The sequence below is a fragment of the Gracilibacillus orientalis genome (assembly GCF_900114645.1).
Lineage (GTDB): Bacteria > Bacillota > Bacilli > Bacillales > Amphibacillaceae > Gracilibacillus > Gracilibacillus orientalis.
On record NZ_FOTR01000005.1, the window covers coordinates 123,588 to 146,654 of the forward strand.

A 23,067-nucleotide genomic window follows, 5' to 3' on the forward strand; every position below is an offset into this window, starting at 1 on the left:
ATACAGTATATTTATTTCATTCTGAACACTCATGGGAGGCATATATAATTGAAGGCTATTGTTTGTGAAGAACCTAGAGTATTTAAGCCAATTAATAAGGAGATTCCTCAACTTGAAAAGGGTAAAGCGCTTGTTAACTTAAAACGAATAGGAGTATGTGGAACAGATTTGCATGCGTTTACAGGAAATCAACCATTTTTTGAGTATCCCCGAATATTAGGACATGAGCTTGCAGGGGCTATCGAATCAGTAGGAAAAAATCCTTATGGCTTAGAGCAAGGTGATCAAGTATCCGTTATTCCTTATATGGAATGTGGTGAATGTATTGCCTGTAGAAAAGGATTAAAAAATTGTTGTACAAATATGCAAGTTATGGGGGTCCACTTTGATGGAGGGATGACAGAACAAATCTCTGTTCCATGTGATCATCTAATTAAAACAAATGCATTAACGTTGGATCAAAGTGCTATCTTAGAGCCATTAAGTATTGGAGCCCATGCGGTGAGACGATCTGATATGCAAAAAGGTGATTTTGCCCTTGTGATTGGTGCGGGTCCGATTGGATTAGGAGTTATGCAGGCTACTAAGCAAAAAGGTGCTAAAGTAATTGCAATGGATATGAACGAAGAACGATTAGCTTTTTCCGCACAGTGGGCCAATGTAGACTATTCTATAAATGTATTAAACGATCCTGTTGAGCAACTTATGAATATTACAAATGGTGATATGCCAAGCATTGTTTATGATGCAACTGGAAACAGTAAATCCATGATGGATGCTTTCCAATATCCAGCCAATGGAGGGAAATTAGTATATGTAGGGTTAGTTAAATCGGAGATCACTTTTTCTGATCCGCTATTCCATTCTAAGGAACTAACATTAATGGCGAGTAGAAATGCTACTAAAGAAGATTTTGATTTTGTGATAAATTCTATTGAAAATGGTTTCATTGATGAAAAGAGTTTTATCACGCACCGATCGACATTTGATGACCTCCCAAATGAATTCGAAAATTGGTTAAAACCAGAGAATGGTGTAGTGAAAGCGATGATTGAGATATAATTATAAATTAAGCATTTTGAAATCTATATTAATTTGAAAAAGTGGTAAGGTGGTGAAGAGGTGCGAATTGATGCACATCAGCATTATTGGAAGATAAGCAGGGAGGATTATGGTTGGATTACTCCAGATATTCCTACACTATATCGTGATTTTCTCGAAGAGGATTTAATTGAACACCTGAAAAAGTCAGGGATAGACAAAACAATTGTTGTTCAGGCTGCTCCGACTATTGAGGAAACTGAATTCATTCTCTCACTAAGTAACCATTCAGAATCGATAGTTGGTGTAGTAGGCTGGATTGATATTGATCACCCGTCATATAAAGAACAACTCGAGATTTTCAGAAGGCATCCAAAATTCGTTGGAATTCGCATTATGATTCAAGATATGTCCAATGAAAAGGTAATTCTAAGTGGAAAATTCTTGGAAGCATTCTCTTATTTTGAGGAGATAGATCTGCCGGTAGATCTTTTAGTTACTTCTAGTCAGCTTCCAACAGTATGTGAATTATTAAAACGTGTAAAGATAAGAGGAGTAATCGATCATATTGCTAAACCAGAAATTGAAAAGAGGAAGTTAGAACCCTGGAAAACACAAATGGCTGAAATCGCCAGTTATCAGAATATCTATTGTAAGCTATCTGGAATGGTTACCGAAGCAAATCATGATAACTGGATAACTAAGGATATGATTCCTTATGTACATCATATTGTAGAGGTGTTTGGGATTCATCGCATTATGTATGGTAGTGATTGGCCTGTTTGTTTATTAGCAGCTAGCTATGACCTGGTATACCGATCATTGAACGATGCTCTCCCTCAAGATGTTACCAAAGTAGATAAGGAATTGATTTTTGGCCAAAACACAATCGACTTTTACAAATTAAATATTTAAAAGAGGAGGAATAATTTTGAAATATAGAAAACTGGGGCAAACCGGATTAGATGTTTCAGTACTTAGCTATGGAGCATCATCATTAGGATCTGTTTTTAGGGAAATCAATGAAACGGAAGGAATTAAGACTGTACATGCAGCCATTGATCAAGGTATAAATTTAATGGACGTTTCACCGTACTATGGTTTAACAAAAGCAGAAACGGTTTTAGGTAAGGCATTGGCTAATATTCCTCGTGACAAATATATCCTTTCTACAAAAGCTGGTAGATTTGGTGCAGATGATTTTGATTTCTCTAAGAAAACAATAGCTAAAAGTTTAGATGAGAGTCTACAAAGGCTAGGGACAGATTATGTAGATATCTTATATTTACATGATATAGAGTTTGGTTCATATGACCAAGTAATAGAGGAAGGTATCCCTGCTTTAGAAGAACTAAAAAAGCAAGGGAAAATTCGCTTCTTGGGTGTATCTGGATTGCCACTTATTATTTTTGAGAAAGTACTTGAAAAAGTAGATTTAGACGTGATCCTTTCCTATTGTCATTATTCTCTAAATGATACATCTCTTCTATCCCAACTACCTTTATTAGAAGAAAAACAGGTAGGATTAGTAAATGCTTCACCATTGTCTATGGGCTTGTTAAATTCACGTGACGTTGCTAGCTGGCATCCAGCGGATAAGGAAACACAGGAGCTATGTTTGAAAGCAGCCGAGTATTGTGAAGCACATGGTTACGATCTTGCTAAATTAGCGATTCAGTATTCAACTAGGAATGAATCAATTCCCACTACATTAGTTAGCACAGCAAGTGTAAAAAACATAACAAAAAATATAAATTGGACGGATGAACCAATAGATAAGGATATTTTAGCGGGAGTTCTTGATATTCTCCAACCTATTCATAATAAGACCTGGCAAAGTGGTAATGCAGAGTGGAATGAAAGGTAATAGTTATTTTTATAGTTTTACATTTAACCTAGCGATGAGTGAAATCCAAAAGAATATATGGTTTAAAAGTGGGAATATGATACTCCATAATGCTTTTATCTTTGCAATACCTGTTTGGAAAGAAAAAATGCTAGAACCGCTCTAGTTACGGAATATCGTAATAGTCTTTTTACTACGTTTTTCATAAATGTTACTAAACCTCCACAGTTTAAATTGATCGAAAGAAGATGCAGTAAAAGCTATCAACATTAACTTGCTGACCCCACTAAAGAAAACGATTACATTGAGATCGAACATATTTATAATGATGACGATAAAAAGGGAACAAAGTGAAATTCTTTTTCAAGTTAATATGATCAGATAAAGATTTCATGTCACAAAAATACGTCTTAATTGTAAAATTCCAACGTTAAATTAAGAAAGGAGATGTATCATGAAAAATTTAAACAGACACCTTTGGTATAAACAACCAGCAAAGGAATGGAATGAAGCTTTACCAATAGGAAATGGCAGATTAGGTGGAATGGTTTTTGGTCGGGTTCATAAGGAACGAGTGCAATTAAATGAGGATTCAGTTTGGTACGGGGGGCCGAGAGATCGAAATAATCCAGATGCACTAGCGCACTTACCTCAAATTAGAAAGTTATTATCTGATGGAAGATTAAAAGAAGCGGAAGATTTAGCAGCGTTGGCCTTTACAGGTACTCCGGAAACACAACGCCATTATGAGCCGCTAGGTGATCTTTTAATAAATATGAATCACAATGAAACAGAGACATCTAATTATTCTAGAGAGTTAGATTTGGATAATGCTATTACGAAGGTGCAATATACTATAGGCGATGTCGCGTTTAACCGAGAGACATTTTCCAGCTATCCAGACCAGGTGATGGTGATCCGTCTAACTGCCTCTGAAGAGAACTCTATTTCATTTCGTACCTTGCTAGATCGAGGAAACGCAAGAAACTACGATGAACTCGAATCTATATCAAACAATTCAATAGTCATGCGAGGAGAAACGGGTGGAAAAGATGGTATAGTTTTTCGATGTGCAATAAAGGCAATACTTGACAAAGGTTCAGTCAAAACTCTTGGAAATCATTTAATCGTTGAAAAAGCAGATGCAGTAACATTGATTTTAGCAGCAGCTACATCATACCGTTATGATGACCCGGAGCGTCAATGTTTAAAAAGTGTTGAGCATGTATCAGGAAAGGCGTACCAAGAGTTACGACAGAATCATGTGGAAGATTATCAGAAATTATTTAATAGAGTAAATTTAAACTTAGGTCACGATAATGGAGATAATTCAGATTTGGCTACAGATCAACGTTTAGATTTAGTGAAAGAAGGTAAAGAGGATCTATCATTAATTAGCACGTATTTTCAGTTTGGGCGTTATTTACTCATTTCTTCTAGTCGACCTAATTCGTTACCAGCTACATTGCAGGGGATTTGGAACGAGAAAATGCTGCCACCTTGGGACAGTAAGTTTACTATCAATATCAATGCTCAGATGAATTATTGGCCAGCAGAGGTCTGTAATCTATCTGAATGCCATGATCCGTTATTTGAACATATTGAAAAAATAAAGAAAAATGGTAAAAAAACTGCGGAAAGTATGTACGGATGTCGAGGATTTACTGCGCATCATAATACTGATATATGGGGAGACAGCGCACCTCAAGACATTTATATGCCAGCAACTATTTGGCCAATGGGTGCCGCATGGTTATGTTTACACTTGTGGGAGCACTTTGAATTTACACGTAATGTGAAATTCTTGGGGAAATCATACGATACTTTAAAAGAAGCAGCTTTATTTTTTGTTGATTTTTTAATAGAAAATGAAGATGGACTGTTAATAACAACTCCTTCTGTATCACCTGAGAATACGTACATTTTACCAAATGGTGAAAAGGGAACATTATGTGAAGGCCCATCAATGGATAGCCAAATCATATTTGCTCTCTTTACAAGCTGTATTGATGCTAGTGAAATTTTAGACGTGGATCAAAAGTTTCGACAGCAATTGCTCGAATTAAGAGAGAAATTACCAAAACCAAAAATCGGAAAACATGGTCAAATTCAAGAATGGCTAGAAGATTATGATGAAGAAGAGCCAGGTCACCGACATATTTCACATTTGTTTGCGTTGTATCCTGGAAAACAAATATCACCAAGCACTACACCGAATCTAGTAAAAGCAGCAAAAGTAACACTAGAAAGAAGGCTACAATCTGGTGGAGGTCATACTGGATGGAGTCGTGCCTGGATTATTAATATGTGGGCCCGTTTAGAAGAGGGTGAACTAGCTTACCAGCATATTCTTGAATTGCTTAAGTCATCTACCTTACCAAACTTATTTGATAACCATCCTCCGTTTCAAATCGATGGAAATTTTGGTGGAACAGCAGGTATTGCAGAACTGTTGCTTCAAAGTCACACTGGTGAGTTACATATACTCCCAGCACTACCTAATGAATGGACGACTGGGCAAGTAAGTGGACTAAAAGCAAGAGGTGGATTCGAAGTGGACTTATCTTGGGATAAGGGTGAATTGAAAGAAGCAGTTATTCATTCATTAGAAGGAGAAAAATGTGTAGTCTTATTTAATAATGAAAGAACAGAGTTTGAAACGAAGGTTGGCAACACCTATCCGTTAGTATTTAACAAAGAGTAATATACTTTATGAGTAAAAAGGTTAAAGGTTATTAAAAAAATATGATAGAAAATGGGGAATTAAGATGCAAACACTGAAAGAACAAGCAGTAAATCCATATCTACCATCGTGGGAGTATATACCAGATGCAGAACCTTATGTTTTCAATGATAGAGTCTATATTTATGGATCACATGATCGTTTTAATGGGCATGCTTATTGTTTAAATGATTATGTGTGCTGGTCTGCACCTGTAAATGATTTAACAGACTGGCGTTATGAAGGTGTGATATACAATAAAAACGATGATCCATTAAATCATGCAATAAATATGTGTCTTTATGCACCAGATGTTACAGTAGGCCCCGACGGACGGTATTATTTGTATTATGTACTGGATAAAGTCTCCGTAGTATCTGTGGCAGTATGTGATGATCCTGCTGGAAAGTACGAATTTTATGGTTATGTTCAGGATAAAGATGGCGGTCGTTTAGGAGAAAGAGATGGGGACGAGCCGCAATTTGATCCTGGTGTTTTGACTGAAGGAGATAAAACGTATCTTTACACCGGTTTTTGTGCTATTGGTGATACATCAAGAAGTGGTACTATGGCGACGGTATTGGGACCAGATATGCTTACCATTATGGAAGAGACGGTAACAATTACACCAAGTGAACCATTTAGTAAAGGTAGTAGTTTTGAAGGTCATGAGTTTTTTGAGGCGCCTTCCATGAGGAAAATAGGAGATACTTATTATCTCATCTATTCTTCTATTGTCATGCATGAGCTGTGTTACGCTACTAGCAAACATCCGACAAAAGGTTTTGAATACGAAGGAGTTATTGTAAGTAATAACGACATGCATATTGATTCTTATAAACCTGCGAACAAGCCTATGTACTATGGAGGGAATAATCATGGCAGCATAATTGAAATTGAGAATAAGTGGTATATTTTTTATCATCGCCATACCAATGGTTCCAATTTCAGTCGTCAAGGATGTATCGAACCAATAGAAATTCTAGCAGATGGTACGATTCCTCAGGTAGAGATGACATCATGTGGTGCTAATGGCAAGCCGCTTATCGGACGTGGAGAGTATCCTGCATATCTAGCATGTAATCTTTTTTGTGATGACGAGGCAATGTATACAGGTGATCTCTGGATGGACACTCAATTCCCTAAACTTACACAGGATGGAAAAGATGAAGATGAAGAAATAGGGTATATTGCCAATATGACTGAGTCTGCAACAGCTGGCTTTAAATACTTTGACTGCCAAGGAATAACAAAAATAAAAATTAAGGTGAGAGGATATTGTAATGGTGCTTTTGAAGTAAAAACATCTTGGAACGGGCCAGCATTAGTCAAATTGCCAGTTAAGTTTACTAATGTATGGACAGAATATTCATCTGCTATCAAGATTCCCAATGGTATTCAAGCATTGTATATTTCATACTCAGGTAATGGTCGAGCAAATCTAGCTTCTTTTACGTTGGAATAAATAGCTAATTAAAATTGGTATCCTGCATATTTTCTCTGGGTACTTAACCTGAAATCTAAGAGTTTTTTTTATAACCCCAAAAAATAAATAATTATACCAAATCACGAAAGGTAGGTAAGCGTAGTGGAAGTAGTAAACTATATTCAACAGAAAGATCATTTGTTATTGGAAGGCAGAACGGGTTTAATGAAAATAATTCCCTACACGAAGTCTATCATTCGTATACGTTATACTCTAGAGAACCAATTTAGTGAAGAGGAAAGCTTTTTTGTAGAGCCAGATACCCAAAAAAACATGGAGTATTCTGTAGAGGAAAAAGAAAATACTATTATATTTTCTACAAGAAAGGTCCACATTCATATTAATAAAAATAACGCTGCCTTTACTTATAAAGACGCTTCTGGAAAACTTTTAACAAAGGAGCCGAAGCGGGGTGGCAAAACGCTGCTGCCAACCGAAGTCCTTAAACCTGTTTATGATGATAATACAGAGATAGAAAATTCGCAAAATGTAGATGGTGCTCGTGCTAAAGCTGTTCCGATAAAACATGTGGTAGATCGCATGGCTTATCAAACTAAACTTGAATTTGAATGGGCTAATGAGGAAGCGCTTTATGGTTTAGGTTCACACGAAGAAGGTGTTCTTAACTTAAGAGGGACCCATCAATATCTGTATCAACAAAATATGAAAGCAGTTGTACCTGTATTGGTTTCGACAAGAGGGTATGGGATTATCGTCGATAGTTATTCGACGATGAAGTTCCATGATGATATACATGGTTCCTATATTTGGACCGACGTGGATAGTGAAATGGACTATTATTTTGTTTATGGCCCTGAGTTTGATCAGGTTGTAAAAAGTTATCGTTATCTCACAGGAAAAGCACCACTTTTACCAAAATGGGCCTTTGGATATGTACAATCGAAAGAACGGTATAAATCGCAAGAAGAATTGATCTCGATCATCAAAGAATATCGCCAACGACAGATTCCTCTGGATTTAATTGTACTAGATTGGCGGTCTTGGACCGGAGAACTTTGGGGTCAAAAATCCTTTGACCCGGATAGATTCCCAAATCCAACCGAAATGATGGAGGAGATTCATAAGTTGAATGCTAAATTAATGGTATCAATTTGGCCGATTATGAGTAATGATGGACCAAACCATATAGAAATGAAACAAAAAGGTTATTTACTGGGAAATCAAGCGAACTATGATGCCTTTAATAAGGAGGCGCGTAACCTGTATTGGAAGCAAGCAAATGAAGGGATATTTTCACATGGTACAGATGCCTGGTGGTGTGATTGTACGGAACCCTTCGAAGCTGATTGGGTGGGAGAAATCAAACCGGAGCCGGAAGAGCGCCTTTTCATCAATACGCAAGAAGCAAAAAAATATTTAGACCCGGCTTATATTAATGCCTATTCGCTTCTCCATTCAAAAGGTCTCTATGAAAATCAACGACAGACTACGGAAAGTAAACGTGTGGTTAATTTAACGCGTTCATCATATGCTGGGCAACAAAAATACAGTGCCATTACTTGGTCTGGTGATATTGCTGCTAATTGGAAGACGTTACGCAACCAAATTGCAGATGGCTTAAACATGTGTGTTACTGGCATACCATATTGGACACTAGATATCGGTGCCTTCTTCGTATCAGATAGGGAGCAGTGGTTCTGGAATGGTGACTACCAAGAGGGGTGTGAGGATTTAGGCTATCGTGAGCTTTATGTTCGATGGTTACAATACGGGGTTTTTTTACCGATGTTTCGCTCTCATGGTGCAGATACGCCAAGAGAGGTATGGCGATTTGGTGAACCGGATACACCATTCTACGATACGTTGGTAAAATATATTAAGCTTAGATATCGTCTCATGCCTTATATTTATTCAGTTGCTGGTTGGGTCACGCACGAAGATTATACAATGATGCGTACATTAGCTTTTGATTTTAGAAATGACTCGAACACCTATGATATAAAAGATCAATATATGTTCGGTCCATCATTTCTTGTTAACCCTGTAACAGATCCGATGTATTATGAAAGTGGTTCTGTAGAATTGGAAGTGGTACCTAAAAAACGATCGGTCTATCTCCCGGCTGGTACTGATTGGTATAATTTTTGGACGAATCAACGCCTCCTTGGTGGACAAACCATTGAAGCAGATGCTGATCTTGAAACCATGCCACTATATGTTCGGGCTGGCGCTATTGTACCAATTGGTCCTACTATTCAGTATACATCTGAAGAAACAAACCTCCCTATAGAAATACATGTTTATAAAGGGAACAATGGGAGTTTTTTGTGGTACGACGATGAAGGAGATAGCTATAATTACGAAAAGGGAGCATATGCCACAATACCGATTCGTTGGGAGGAGCAAAACAATCTTCTAGTCATAGAAAATCGTCAAGGTACTTATCCTGGTATGAAAACGTCGATGGAATTAGTGCTGATTATTGTTAGTGGTGAGGGAGAGAATATCGATCAAAGGAAGATATGGTATACCGGAGAGCAGACAATCATTAATTTTTAATGTGAGAAAATAGAAATTTTATGTTAATAAATTCCAGTCATCTGCACATTTATAATAAATAAGATTAAGTTACACAACAGAAGTATGTTAGAAGTTCGGCAATACTTTGAATTTCTTTGAGGAGGTACCAATATGAAACGCATAGAATCCTCCAAAATCTTTAGGAGATTTTTAATTTCTTATCTTGTGATTTTAATAATTCCAATGGTGTCTGGCTTTATATCTTATCAGGTTTCTTTAGATACGGCTGAAAAATACTCAATTATTAATAGTCGACAGGTTCTAAATCAAAGTAAAAAAATACTAGAGCAAAGCATAGACGAGATTGACCGTTTTGTTCTGCAGTTGTCGTTAGACAGAGACCTGAATTTTTTGCTGAATAAAGATGCTTCTGAAAAAAAAAGGATTATATCTACTCTTAAACAATTGGATAATAAACTTTCCTCTTATGCTACAACCAATGAATTCTTAGGAGATTTATATATTTATCTGAAAAATTCCGACCTAATTGTAACACCAGGATCAGTGTATTATCGTCCTTATCATTTCTATGAAAATGATAACTATACGGATATGACGATGTCGGAATGGAAAGAAGCTATACTGAATAATGAGAGACAAATTATTCCTAGTAAACTCTATATGCAAGGTGAGACGTCTACAAATGTTATCACATATGTTCAGCCTTTACCAATGAGTAATTTATCAGATCATACAGGTTCAATTATTATACCGATAGAAAATCGATTGCTTAGTAATTTAATTGAAGGAGTAGAGCAACAATTTAATGGATGGGCATTTATTTTAGATGAAAACCATCAACTCATTACTGCAAATGGCATTGATAAGGAAAAAATTAATCCACTCAAAGAAAAAGTTATAAACAAAGAAGGTCCTATTTATTTGGAAAATAAGACAATGCTGATTACAGAGAAATCTGAGAAAAATGATTGGTTATATGTTGCGGGAATTCCACAAAAAGCATTAATTCAAGAAGCGGCTCCGATAAAGTATATTACCTGGACAGTTACTGGTATTACTTTTATTATAGGCTTGTTTATAGCACTATTTTTTGCTTATAGAAACAGTCGTCCGATAAACAATGTCATTAAAACATTAAAAGAATATGCGGATCCCGATGTTAAAAATGAATACGATTTTTTACATGGTAATATTTCGAAGTTAATTTCTACAAATACAGATTTACAAATGCAATTAACAGAGCAAAAACCAATCTTGAAGGATGCCTTTCTTAAACAGTTGTTGTCTGGAGAGATTACTGAAAGAAATAGTAATCTCCATGAATTTGCGAAACAAGCAGATGTAAATTTATCTTGTAATCATGGTTATGTTTCTATCCTTAAAGTAGAAGGTTATGAAGATATGTCAAGTAGTGAAATTTATCAAGAGTTAAATGCAATCCGCATAGTTATAAAGCAGGAATCAATGAAAATATTTGATAATTTTTATGTGGCCACTATTCAATCTGATAAGCTAGTGTATATATTTTTGGATCAAGAAGGCGATAAAGTCTTAAAAGAAGAGATCGAAAAAATGTTTACATCCTTACAAAATCTATTTCAGGAGGAGTATCGGGTATTATTAAAAATTGGTCTCGGACACCCGTTTCAATCATTATCAGATATTAGTCGATCTTATAATGAGGCAAAGCATGCGATAGATTTTGCTAGTTTTTCTAATGAAAAGCAAGGGATGTACTGGTATGATGCGGTGATGAAAGAAACAACAGTCTTCCATTATCCGTTAGAATATGAATTTCGATTTTTAAAAAATTTGAAAGAAGGAGAAACATTAGAGGCTGAACAGATTTTACATGAACTTTTAGAAGAGAATGTGGACAATAGAAATTTATCAGCTGATATGCACGAACAGCTTATCTCTGAGTTAAAAGGTACCTTTTTTAAAGCGTTGGATCAATATGCTTTTAGGAATGATAAAACCGCTGAAATTTTGCGCCAGAAAATAAGAGCTATATCTTTCGAGGAAGGCATGAAGGAAATTGAAGGACGGTTAATAGAAGTTCTACAGCTTTATTGTGAATTTGTTAATAAAAATCGTAGAGAATCAAACCATTCTATTGTGAATGCTATAAAAGACTATGTGCACGAGCATTTTTCTTGTACAGATTTAACGATTTATATGATTTCAGAGCACCTATCACGGCCAGAAAAGTATATTTCACAAATATTTAAAGAAGAAACCGGAGAATACTTGTATGAATATTTAGAAAAAATAAGAATGGAAGAAGCGATGACATTGCTAACTAATTCTTCGAAAACGATCAATGATATAGCAGAGCTAGTAGGTTACAATAGTGCCCATTCGTTTAGACGAGCTTTTAAACGAATTCACAATATGACACCCAATCAATTTAGAAAAACAAGTGAATAAATAGAAAGAAAAAGTATCTGTTCATACATATGAACAGATACTTTTTCTTTATTTCAAAATCAGCTAGGATAGAAGGTTGTTTAAGATGATCTCACTCGAAAAGTACTGTTTTGAGCGATGTTAGTAGCGTTTCGTAGTATGTACCCTCCATCTAAATATGTACTATTTAGTTAAAAAGTTTAATTCATCGGTATTGTACCCTTTAAATTCAGTTGTCTGTTTGCTGTATTTGAAAAACATGATAAATTTCTTGTAAGCGTTTCCTGTTTGAGAAGAATTTAAAGAAGGGGGTAAAACTGAAATGGATGAATCACTTGAACAATCAAAAGAAATAAAAAAAGTAACACAATGGCATCTCGCTAAAAGAAGTTTTCAGAGGCATTGGCAATTATATATTCTTATGATGTTGCCAGTACTGTATTTCATTATTTTTAAATATGTACCTATGTTGGGCGCAGTAATTGCATTTAAAGATTATAATGTGGTTCAAGGTATCATAGAAAGCCCATGGGTAGGTTGGAAGCATTTTGAGAATTTTTTTAACAACCCAGTTGCATGGGATCTGATAAAAAATACGTTGTTTCTAAGTCTTTATCAGTTAGCTGTAACGTTCCCGCTTCCAATATTGTTAGCATTAGCCCTGAATGAAATAAGAGATGGTATTTTTAAACGATTTGTACAAATGTTTACATATGCACCGTATTTTATTTCTACAGTCGTTATTGTCTCAATGATTATATTGATGCTATCACCAAGAACAGGAATAGTGAACAATTTAATGGAAGCTGTAGGACTTGATGCAGTTAATTTCCTAGGACAAACAGAAATGTTTCGATCAATATTTGTCTGGTCAGATGCTTGGCAAATCACTGGTTACTCAGCCATTATTTATTTGGCAGCGCTTGCTGGGGTGGATAAACAGCAATATGAGGCAGCTAAGATTGACGGAGCTTCTAGGTTACAAAAGATTTGGAATGTTGATATACCGGCAATTATGCCAACTATAGTAATCATTTTAATTTTAAGTGTAGGTAATTTAATGGCAATAGGGTTTGAAAAAGTATATTTATTACAAAATCCTTTAAATTTAGGAACTTCGGAGATTTTACAAACCTATGTTTATAAGATGGGGATTATCAATGCTGATTTTAGTTTTGCTACAGCTGTAGGATTTTTCAACTCAATCATCAATTTAATTTTATTGATTATAGTTAACGCAATAGCAAAGAAAGTATCAGGTAATGGATTATGGTAGAAAGGAGTAAAACGCTATGAGCAGTAAAAATGGGACAATAAAAGAATCCTATAATGACCGATTATTTTTAACGTTAATTTATATTTTTCTCAGTGTATTGATGATCGTAATACTTTATCCACTGGTTTATATTGTGAGCGCTTCAATTAGTAGTCCTGAAGCTGTAACCTCTGGGCAAGTCTGGTTATGGCCAGTCGATTTTTCACTTGAGGGATATATAGAAGTATTTAATAATTCAGATGTTATTAGAGGGTTTAGAAATTCAATACTTTATACGATTGGTTATACATTAATTGCGGTGTTCTTAACAGTAATTTTTGCCTATCCACTCTCTAGAAAAAACTTTTATGGTAAGACTTTCTTTATGATTTTTATTTTACTTACAATGCTTTTTTATGGTGGATTAATTCCAGAATATTTAGTTGTCCAGAAATTAGGAATGTTAGATACTCCTTGGGCAATTCTTATACCTAAGGCGATGGCTGTTTGGCAAATTATTATTGCAAGAACATTTTTCTATACTAGTATTCCTGAAGAGTTGGTGGAAGCAAGTGAAATGGATGGATGTAGTAGCATAAGATTCCTTTGGCACGTGGTTATACCGTTATCGAAGCCGATCATAGCAGTACTTGCTCTAATGTATGCTGTATTTCAATGGAACAGCTATTTCGATGCGATGATCTTTTTAAGAACAGAAGATTTATTTCCATTACAGTTAGAATTAAGAGAAATATTGATCACTCAATCTGAATCAGGCGCCAATCAAGACATTGCTGAACAACAAAAAAGACAACAGTTGGCAAATTTAATGCAGTACTCATTAATTGTTGTCTCAAGTATTCCTGTTTTGATTATTTATCCTTTCGCACAAAAGTACTTTGTTAAAGGGATGCTACTCGGCTCTGTTAAGGGATAATACGCACTTTAGTTATTAAAGGTGGTGATGAAAGAGTAGATTTTTAGTTATAATAATATTTTTTTACTATAAGGGAGGAAATTAGAATGAAATGGGAGAGTTTTCATACGTGGGTAATTATTGTATCACTAATGTTTGTTCTAGTTGCTTGTAATTCTGATGATGAAGCAAGTGAGGAAGAAAATTCTGACGGTGCGACAAACATGTCTGTTTTTATTGCTGAAAATGGTGAAATGGATTTAGAGACGAACTCATTTACCGAATTTGCAGAAAATAAATTTGACATCAATTTTGACTTTCAAAAAACTGGTTATGATTCTTCAGCTGCAAAGGAGAAAAGACAAATATCGTTAGCTAGTGGAGATTATCCAGAGGTTTTCTTTTTGGTTGATTGGGTGGATCGATTTGCACCAAGTGAAGTGTTGAAATATGGAAAACAAGGTGCTTTGATTCCTTTAAATGGTTTAATTGAAGAGCATGCACCAAATTTATCTAAAGTTCTAGAAGAACGTGATTCATTCAGAAAAATTGCAACTGCACCAGACGGAAATATTTATAGTATACCTGGATTAGAAGAATGTTTTCATTGTACTTGGCCAAATAAATTATGGTTAAATACTGATTGGCTAAATGAATTAGGATTAGAGGAACCTACAACACATAACGAACTAAAAGAAGTATTGACAGCATTTAAAGAACAAGATCCTAATGGGAATGGTGAACAGGACGAACTTCCACTAAGTGGTTCTGCGGCTTCGCCTAATCATTCCGTCATTCCTATATTAATGAATGGCTTTATATATGATGATGCACAAACTAGATTACTTGTAAATAATGGAGAAGTTAGTTTTGCTGCAAATACTCCAGAGTGGAAAGAAGGATTAGAATATATTCGTTCTTTATATGAGGATGGTCTGATTGATCCGGGAGCTTTCACACAAAATCGGGATGCTTTTATTCAGTTAGGTAATAATGCAGATGCTGTTATTTTAGGTGCGGCCGCATCTCAGCATCCATGGGAATTTATCGATAACGAGAATCATCCTGCCTTTGATGCAATTGAACCTTTACAAGGTCCAAAACATCAATATGCAACATATAATTATCCAGTTACTAATGGTGGTAGTTTTGCCATTACTAATAAAGCGAGTGAAGAGGTTCAGGTTAAAGCAATTGAACTATTAGATTATATGTTCACTATAGACGGCATGATCCGTGCTCACATCGGTGTAGAAGGAGAAGATTGGGTTGCTCCTGAAGAAGGGGATGTAGCAATAAATGAAAAGATTGAACCAAATGTGAAGTTGTTACACCCTGAAGAACCAACAAACAATAACTGGTCAGCGGCAGCTCAATATTTCCAACCAAGAGAGTTCCGTGATGGTCAAGTACAAGCAGAGGATATCTATACGGATGAAGGATTCGAAAGACGTCTTCAAGAAGCAACCTATTTATATGAAGGTAAAGAACCAGAAGAGAAATTTCCATTCTGGGCAGCATGGTATCCTGAAGAAGTTCAAGACGAATACTCAACTTTAGAAACAAATATTATGGATAATGTTGAGCAAAGCGCTGTCCAATTTATTACAGGAGAGCTAAGTTTAGAAAATGACTGGGATGACTATGTGGCAGGTTTAGAATCTCTCGGTATCGATAGATATGTTGAAATTAATCAAGAAGCATATGATAATTATTTAAATGAAGATTAATTATTAAAGAAGCTGGCATAGTTGTCAGCTTCTTCAGTTATAACAATTCAAAACTTAGATCATGATAAAACGAGTTATTAGGATAATGTTTAACAAAACTAAATACACCAGAAAATGGTTATTTAGAACTATCAGCCTAAATTTCACCCCATATAACAAAATAATCTAGCAAATGACAAAAAAGTGAAGATGATGACGCTCCCATGAAAGTGTATACATGATAAATTAAAGACATCTTAAAGTTATAACCTTTTATAACCGAATGAAAGCGGATCAAAAAGGGTTATATCTTAAATAAAAAGAAAACAATATCAATTTATCATAATGGGGGATTTATCATGAAAGAGAAACATTCACTTTGGTATGTTATTTTAATTGCATCTTCTGCCGGCATGGCTGGTCTTTTATACGGTTTTGATACCGCTGTTATTTCAGGTGCAATTGGATATTTGCAGGAAGTATATGATTTAAGTCCGGCAATGGAAGGTTGGGTAATCTCATGTGTCATGATTGGTGGTGTCACAGGGGTTGCATTATCCGGATTTTTAAGTGACCGTTGGGGTCGTAAGAAGTTGTTGATGGTATCTGCTATCTTTTTCATTATTTCAGCACTAGGTTCTGCTTTTGCGATTGATGTAACAACATTAGTATTAGCACGAATATTAGGTGGTCTTGGGATCGGTTTTGCATCCGCTTTATCTGTTACCTACATTAGTGAGTGTGCACCACCAGCAATTCGTGGACGTTTAGGCTCGTTATATCAGTTATTCACGATCTTCGGTATTTGTGCTACTTTTTATATTAATTATTTTGTAGCAAATAGTGGTAGCCATGAATGGGGATTAGAGGTTGGCTGGCGCTGGATGTTAGGTTATGGAACAATTCCGGGAATTATTTTCTTATTCCTTTTATTCTTTATTCCAGAGAGTCCAAGATATCTCATTCAAATAGGAAAAGACAAAGATGCATTTCATATTTTGAAACGAATTAACGGTGAAGAAGTTGCTAAGAAAGAAGCAAAAGAAATCAAAGATTCTATCGAAGTAGAACAGAGCAGTTCCGTGAAAGAACTTGTAAAGCCAGGCTTAAGAATGGCGATGGGTGTGGGGATTTTCCTTGCACTATTTAACCAGGTTATCGGTATGAACGCAGTAACTTACTATGGTCCGGATATTTTCCGTAGTGTAGGTTTTGAGAACAACACCGAATTTCTAGCAACAAGTATTATTGGAAGTGTACAAGTTGTCTTTACAATTTTAGCGATCTTTTTAATAGATAAGGTAGGCAGAAAGAGATTAATGGCAATTGGGTCCAGTTTAATGGCGACCTTTATGCTCTTGATCGGGAGTGTATTCTTTTTTGAACCGGCAAATGCAGGCGTATTATTGATTATTTTAATCGCAGGTTTCACAGCTTCCTTCTGTGTATCCATGGGTCCTATTCCGTGGATTATGATTCCGGAGATTTTCCCAAACCACTTACGTGCAAAAGCAGTAGGGATTGCAACAATCTTCTTATGGGGAGCTAACTGGGCAATTGGTCAATTCACGCCGGTACTCATCAGCAACATGGGTAGCTCGTTCACATTCTGGATGTTCGCTGTTATCAATGTTATCTGTTTCATTTTCGTTATGACAATCGTTCCAGAAACAAAGAACAAAACATTGGAAGAAATCGGTCAACTATGGAAATCAGACAAACAAGTGGAAAAAGAAGAAAAAGTACAAGAAGAATTGGTTTAATTACAAAGTGTCTGTGAAAAAAGCTGATCAGGGGTAAAATGTACCCTGGTCAGCTTTTTTAATTAAAATTGGTCTTGACTGGAAATCAAAAATTGTTATACTGTATATAATGATATGAACACTATAATGATTTGAGGTGAAATAATGGAATTAATTTGGGCGTATCTGCTTGTCTTTTTACTGGCGGCAATACCATTTGTTGAAGCTATTTACCTTACACCAATAGCGGTAGTGGCAGGTTTATCACCTATACCGACCTTTGTCTTAGCAGTATTGGGGAATCTTTTGACAGTCTATATTGTTATTCTATTTATTGATAAAATGAAACAATGGAGAAAGAAAAAGAACGAGGAATCAGGAAAATCAGAGAAAAGGCAAGCAAAGGCTGAACGAATTTGGAAAAAGTATGGATTACCAGGGTTAACCATCATCGGCCCATTCTTTATCGGTAGTCATCTAGTCGCATTTTTAAGTTTGATTTTTGGTGGTACAAAGAAAAAAGTAACACTATGGATGACGATAAGTATCGTTGGCTGGAGTTTGCTATTGACTATACTGGCAATCTTAGGATTTGAATTTATGGATGTGGAAAATCCATTTATCGAACAGTTCTTTACCAAACAATAATGAAAGGAGGAGAGTGATATGTGGAAAGAATCTTGGTGGCTAACGAAAAGAGAATTAAAGATGCAGATTCCTGGTATTATAATTACATTACTTGTAACGATTTTGATTGGAATATTAGTCGTCCCAACCATTAATGCATTTGTACTAAACATATTTGGAGATTCTGCATCATATGCAAATCGTATCATATTTGATAATCACACATTTAATATAGATAGTATCATAATAGATATTATTTTTTTGGGACTCACACCATCCTTTTCAACTTTGTTTATGTGGGGTCCTTATCTAAGTTTTCGCACAATTAAAGAGGACCCATTTGGTAAGAGATTAGCGGTTTATCGTTCATTACCGATTTCAACAAATGTACTGACAGCCAGTCGAATTCTAGTTATGCTATCTATATTTGTGCTATTGTCAGCTGCTTTCTATTTAACTATTATTCTAAGTGTACCAGCTGCATTCTTTGATTATTTCTCATTTAATTACTTTCTTTCCTTCATGTTGTTTTGGATCGGTTATGCGTTAGCGTTAGGTAGTGTAATTACGTATATTGAATCTGGTACAAATGGAAAAGTATTATTTATTTTTCTATTTATAATAACGTTATGCTTGATCATTGTCCTCCTGCTTGTCTATCAAATCTGGGAAGTAGGTGTCGTGGAAGCAACCATTTTGCTTATTTCAAAATCTCCGATTATTCCAGTGATAGCCTCGATTATTTGTAGTATATTGGGAGTTATTACAATGACGAAATTATTAAAAAAGCGACTCCTTGAGAGAGATTATCTGTAGATGGAAGGTGAGACTGAATGAAGCTACCAATCGTAGTCTCAGATGATAGTAAAGAACCAATTTATTATCAAATTGAACTACAAATCAAAACATTAATTGTCAGTGGTCAGCTGCAAGCAGGTACAGCACTGCCTTCTATTCGGGCTTTATCGCATGATCTATCTTGTAGTGTCATTACGACAAGAAGAGCATATCAAGATCTCGAGAATAACGGTTTTATTGAAACGGTGCAAGGAAAAGGAACCTTTATAAAGGCCTTAGAGTCGAATGCCCAGATGCAAATAAGGGAAGAAGTCGTATATTCAACCTTTAAAAAAGCGATAGAAGAAAGCAAGTTGATGGGGTACTCACTCAAACAGTTAAGAGAGATAAGCGATAAAGTGTTTGATGATCTAGCGAAAGGAGAGAATCAGGAATGAATCAGGTCGTTGAGATTCAATCACTCGAAAAGCGATATAAAAATTTTAAGTTGGGCCAACTCGATCTTGCAATAGAAGCAGGTACGGTTGTAGCTCTGTTAGGATCTAATGGATCAGGAAAAAGCACACTATTACAATTGCTTATCAAGTTAAGACAACCCGATAATGGCAACGTCAAACTATTTGGAATGAACATCAATGAACAAGAAGTTCAAGTTAAAGAACGTATTGGATATGTAGGTAGTGGCCTATATGAGGCTTTTAATAAATTCACCGTGGATGGGCTTAGTGAACTTGTTGGACATTGGTATACCAATTGGGATCAGGCATACTATGAGATGTTGATTAATAGATATGACATTAATCGGAAAGAGAAATTTGCTCATTGTTCGATGGGTACAAAGAAAAAGATAGAATTTGTTTTAGCAATGGCTCATCATCCTAAGCTTTTATTATTGGACGAACCGACAGCTAATGTAGATTTGATTTCTCAACAACGAATGCGAGAGGATTTATCGCAGTTTATGGAAGATGACCAACATACAATTCTAATGGCTACTCATCAGCAGGAGGAAGTCAAGCAATTATGCGATTATATCTGCTTGTTAGCTGATGGCCAAATCAAAGATATGTTTGAAAAAGATGAGGTGCAACAGCGCTGGGCTAGAGTATGGTTATCTCATTTGCCTAATCAATTAAAAGATGATGTAAGAGTGTGGCAAATAGAAGAAAGTCCAACGCAAATCGTAACTAATCAACTATTAGATATAGAAAAAGAATTGAAACAACAACATATAGAGATAACCCATGTAAAACGGTTAGAACTACACGAGATCATGGAATATATCTTACAATCGTAAAATCTCTTGAGAAATTCTCGGAGATTTTACTTGCCATAGAAAGTTAAAGCAGATACAATGTAACTATATTGTATAACAAGATACTAATTCTTGTTCTTTTTTTAATTAAGTAACTTGCATTACAAGGTAGGTGAGATTATGGCAGTAAGAAGTCAGTTACTAAAAGGGATATTAGAAGGATGCATTTTAGCTATTATTGCAAGTGAAACAGTCTATGGCTATGAGCTGGCAATGAAGTTACAAAATCAAGGATTGGATGTCAGTGAAGGCTCAATTTATCCGATATTACTACGGCTACAAAAAGAGAAGTTAATTCAAGGAGAAATGAAAAAATCACCAAGTGGACCGAATCGAAAATATTACACATTGACAGATGCAGGAAAAGAGTCTTTACTCACTTTCCGAGAGAATTGGGAAAATGTGAAGAAGCCAGTTGATCAGTTATTAAGAAGTAAGGAGGAATTATAAATGAAAAGCTTGATTGCGCAGAATAATGAGAAAAGAAAGCTATTGAATAAAGAAAATAAGAAAATTTATGAAGATATGCTGATGTATGTACGCTTGTCATATCAGAAGTCAGGGGCTGAAACGGAAGAAGTATTAATGGAATTACTGGATCATTTGTTAATATTACAGGGTGAAGGAAGGGATGCTTCTGAGTTATTCGGAGACGACCCCAAAAAATATGCCAATGAAATAGTTGGTGAGTTGCCACAAACGATTACAAAGAAGTTACTCATGCTATTTTTTATGGGGGTATGTTATTTTCTGGGTGTTGCAACGTTTATTAATGGTTTGATTAGTACGATTGTTTATTATGGATTTGGTCGATTAGAATCTTTTGAAACGTATTATATTGGAAGTTTATCAATAAATACGTTATTGTCACTTGTGATTGCCTTTCTGGTTGTTTATGGTTGTCTAAGGTATATCAGATGGTCTTGTTTTAAGAATGTATCTAAAACATTCGAGTTTTTGTTTGCTGGTTTATTTCTTGGAGCTCTGCCATTTGGTATTTTTCTGGGGTTGTTTTACTTTGTGCCATCTTTTGGCCCTGCAATAACATTAGAGGTTTATTGGTTAATGTTGGTCGGTGTTGGCTTTTTTATATTAGCGAGAGTTTTTCAAAAGAAAGCTTAAAGATAGAAAAACCCTAGAGATAATAGAATCTCTAGGGTTTTGTTAGTTTATTCATGGTGAACAAGGGGCCATAAGCCCGCTTATAAGTGAAATTCACTCTTTATTTACCTATAAATTGTTGTGTCCAATGATTTCCTTCTTCTACATATCCAACACCGATGTGTGTAAAGTCTTCATTTAAAATGTTCGCTCGGTGGCCTTCACTATTCATCCAGGCATTTACTACTTCCTCTGGAGATTTCTGACCCTTCGCAATATTTTCACCGGCAGTACGGTAATCGATACCTGATTGTTGGATCATATCAAAAGGAGAGCCGTATGTCGGGCTATTGTGGCTAAAGTACCCATTTGCGGCCATATCTTCTGATTTTTGTTTAGCTACTTTGCTTAATTCTGTATCGATTTCTAGTGCTGACAATCCTTGTTTTTGACGTTCCTGATTTGTTAAAGCAACGACTTGTTCTTCGAATTGGCTGATTTCAGAGCTTTGATTAGTCTCTTCAGTTTGTTCCTCTGTATTTTCTTGTGCATTATCTTCTTTAGAAGGTTCCTCTGGTTTTGCTTCTTCCTGTTCAGGAACTTCTACTTGCTCTGCATTCTCTTCTGATTCATTATTATTACTTTCTTGTTCTGATTTCTCTGGTTCTTCATTAGTTTGTTTCTCTTCAGGTTGTGATTCATCAGGTGTTTGTTCTTTCTCTGGTTGTTCTGTTTCTTTCTGCTCTGCCTGTTTCTCTATTTCAATCGATTTATCACCGATACATTTATCAATTAACTCTTGAATAGTAGATTCAGAGAAATTTTCTGTTTCTGTTAAACTATTACTTTGGACATGATACTGTGTAGATACGGTCGTATTTGCTGAAAATCCTGTTGTCATTACAAACGCTCCAATTAATAGCAGCGTCATTAATAGTTTCTTTATCATAAAGTAATCCACTCCTTGTGTTCTTTTTTTGTACGCACTCATCATAGCATGGAATTATTGTAATAATAGTGGATTATTTTACCAACTGAGTTACGAGGAATTCTAATCTTTTAATCAAGCATTTTTAAAAAAAGTAGAGTAGAAAAAATTGTCAATAATAGAAAAAAATAATCAAAATGTGCTCTTGACAAGTTTATAGGAGCCAAAAACTATGACATTTTGTTACTGATTTATTGCATATATGACAAACTTTGAAAAATTAAAAATGCGGTCAAAGGAATATGGAGTAGATTTTCAAAAGAAAGGGAAACTCCAAGTAAAATTCGTTTACATATCATACATATTTCTTGTATAATGAAAGTAGAATATGGAGTGAGTGTGAGGATAAATCCTCACACTCGTGTGGCTTTTAATCGGATCGTCGCTTGGCAGAGCGGTGATCCTTTTTCTTATGCCTTTTTAAGTTCATGATCGCAGTTGTTAAATTCAGACAAGCAACAACGATACTAACAGCTAATGCAATAATTGTTAGCGCCACTTCCATATATTCCACACCCCCTTTCTGTGGAGAGGGTTGTCTATAGTATACCACAAAGTCGAACACTTGTTCTAGTTATAACATAAAAAAATGGACTTTTCATCAAGAAAA

The 23,067-nt window shown here is 35.5% G+C and carries 19 protein-coding genes; 17 read left to right on the forward strand and 2 right to left on the reverse strand.

The genetic code is table 11. The annotated features are described in order from the left end of the window. The first annotated feature begins 48 nt into the window (after positions 1-48). The 17 genes from BM121_RS11085 (at position 49) to BM121_RS11165 (ending at position 21,490) form a co-directional block, all read left to right on the forward strand. Positions 49-1,062 carry a zinc-binding alcohol dehydrogenase family protein gene (locus tag BM121_RS11085; RefSeq protein ID WP_091483705.1) on the forward strand — a complete coding sequence of 338 codons (1,014 nt, stop codon included), beginning with the start codon at positions 49-51 and terminating at the stop codon, positions 1,060-1,062. A 60-nt stretch (positions 1,063-1,122) separates the two neighbouring features. Beyond that, complete coding sequence (locus BM121_RS11090; RefSeq protein WP_091483706.1) at positions 1,123-1,956, forward strand: amidohydrolase family protein; 834 nt, start codon at positions 1,123-1,125, stop codon at positions 1,954-1,956. Positions 1,957-1,972: 16 nt separating this feature from the next. Then, positions 1,973-2,908: an aldo/keto reductase gene (locus BM121_RS11095; RefSeq protein WP_091483707.1), complete on the forward strand. Its 936-nt coding sequence runs from the start codon at positions 1,973-1,975 to the stop codon at positions 2,906-2,908. Between the two features lie 433 nt (positions 2,909-3,341). Beyond that, positions 3,342-5,591 (forward strand): glycoside hydrolase family 95 protein, encoded by a 2,250-nt coding sequence (locus tag BM121_RS11100; RefSeq protein WP_091483708.1) that lies wholly within the window; start codon positions 3,342-3,344, stop codon positions 5,589-5,591. A 64-nt stretch (positions 5,592-5,655) separates the two neighbouring features. After that, positions 5,656-7,074: a family 43 glycosylhydrolase gene (locus tag BM121_RS11105; protein ID WP_217649313.1), complete on the forward strand. Its 1,419-nt coding sequence runs from the start codon at positions 5,656-5,658 to the stop codon at positions 7,072-7,074. A gap of 123 nt (positions 7,075-7,197) precedes the next feature. Next, the gene (locus tag BM121_RS11110; RefSeq protein ID WP_245780786.1) at positions 7,198-9,615 is read left to right on the forward strand and encodes a glycoside hydrolase family 31 protein; all 2,418 of its coding nucleotides are present in this window, start codon (positions 7,198-7,200) and stop codon (positions 9,613-9,615) included. A 132-nt stretch (positions 9,616-9,747) separates the two neighbouring features. Beyond that, on the forward strand, positions 9,748-12,027 hold the full coding sequence (locus BM121_RS11115) for a helix-turn-helix domain-containing protein (protein WP_091483709.1): 2,280 nt from the start codon (positions 9,748-9,750) through the stop codon (positions 12,025-12,027). Positions 12,028-12,328: 301 nt separating this feature from the next. Next, positions 12,329-13,282 carry an ABC transporter permease gene (locus BM121_RS11120; protein ID WP_091483710.1) on the forward strand — a complete coding sequence of 318 codons (954 nt, stop codon included), beginning with the start codon at positions 12,329-12,331 and terminating at the stop codon, positions 13,280-13,282. Between the two features lie 16 nt (positions 13,283-13,298). Beyond that, on the forward strand, positions 13,299-14,198 hold the full coding sequence (locus BM121_RS11125) for a carbohydrate ABC transporter permease (RefSeq protein WP_091483711.1): 900 nt from the start codon (positions 13,299-13,301) through the stop codon (positions 14,196-14,198). An 86-nt stretch (positions 14,199-14,284) separates the two neighbouring features. Further along, complete coding sequence (locus BM121_RS11130) at positions 14,285-15,907, forward strand: extracellular solute-binding protein (protein ID WP_091483712.1); 1,623 nt, start codon at positions 14,285-14,287, stop codon at positions 15,905-15,907. 338 nt (positions 15,908-16,245) lie between these two features. Next, positions 16,246-17,649, forward strand: a complete 1,404-nt coding sequence (locus tag BM121_RS11135) for a sugar porter family MFS transporter (RefSeq protein WP_091483713.1) — start codon at positions 16,246-16,248, stop codon at positions 17,647-17,649. Positions 17,650-17,793: 144 nt separating this feature from the next. Next, a complete protein-coding gene (locus tag BM121_RS11140) occupies positions 17,794-18,276 on the forward strand; it encodes a small multi-drug export protein (protein ID WP_091483714.1) in 483 nt (160 codons plus the stop codon). An 18-nt stretch (positions 18,277-18,294) separates the two neighbouring features. Beyond that, positions 18,295-19,071, forward strand: coding sequence for a hypothetical protein (locus BM121_RS11145; protein ID WP_091483715.1), 777 nt, complete (start codon positions 18,295-18,297; stop codon positions 19,069-19,071). A gap of 17 nt (positions 19,072-19,088) precedes the next feature. After that, positions 19,089-19,490 (forward strand): GntR family transcriptional regulator, encoded by a 402-nt coding sequence (locus tag BM121_RS11150; RefSeq protein WP_091483716.1) that lies wholly within the window; start codon positions 19,089-19,091, stop codon positions 19,488-19,490. After that, positions 19,487-20,350, forward strand: coding sequence for an ATP-binding cassette domain-containing protein (locus BM121_RS11155; RefSeq protein WP_091483717.1), 864 nt, complete (start codon positions 19,487-19,489; stop codon positions 20,348-20,350). Before BM121_RS11150 ends, BM121_RS11155 begins: the two co-directional genes overlap by 4 nt. A gap of 138 nt (positions 20,351-20,488) precedes the next feature. Continuing rightward, entirely contained in the window at positions 20,489-20,818 is a 330-nt protein-coding gene (locus BM121_RS11160) for a PadR family transcriptional regulator (protein ID WP_091483718.1), read from the forward strand. Next, entirely contained in the window at positions 20,819-21,490 is a 672-nt protein-coding gene (locus tag BM121_RS11165; protein ID WP_091483719.1) for a DUF1129 family protein, read from the forward strand. 100 nt (positions 21,491-21,590) lie between these two features. Here the strand turns inward: BM121_RS11165 and BM121_RS11170 are convergent, their stop codons facing one another. After that, positions 21,591-22,418 carry a CAP domain-containing protein gene (locus BM121_RS11170; protein WP_091483720.1) on the reverse strand — a complete coding sequence of 276 codons (828 nt, stop codon included), beginning with the start codon at positions 22,416-22,418 and terminating at the stop codon, positions 21,591-21,593. Positions 22,419-22,827: 409 nt separating this feature from the next. Then, positions 22,828-22,962 carry a hypothetical protein gene (locus tag BM121_RS22540; RefSeq protein WP_281244818.1) on the reverse strand — a complete coding sequence of 45 codons (135 nt, stop codon included), beginning with the start codon at positions 22,960-22,962 and terminating at the stop codon, positions 22,828-22,830. Positions 22,963-23,067: the final 105 nt, after the last annotated feature.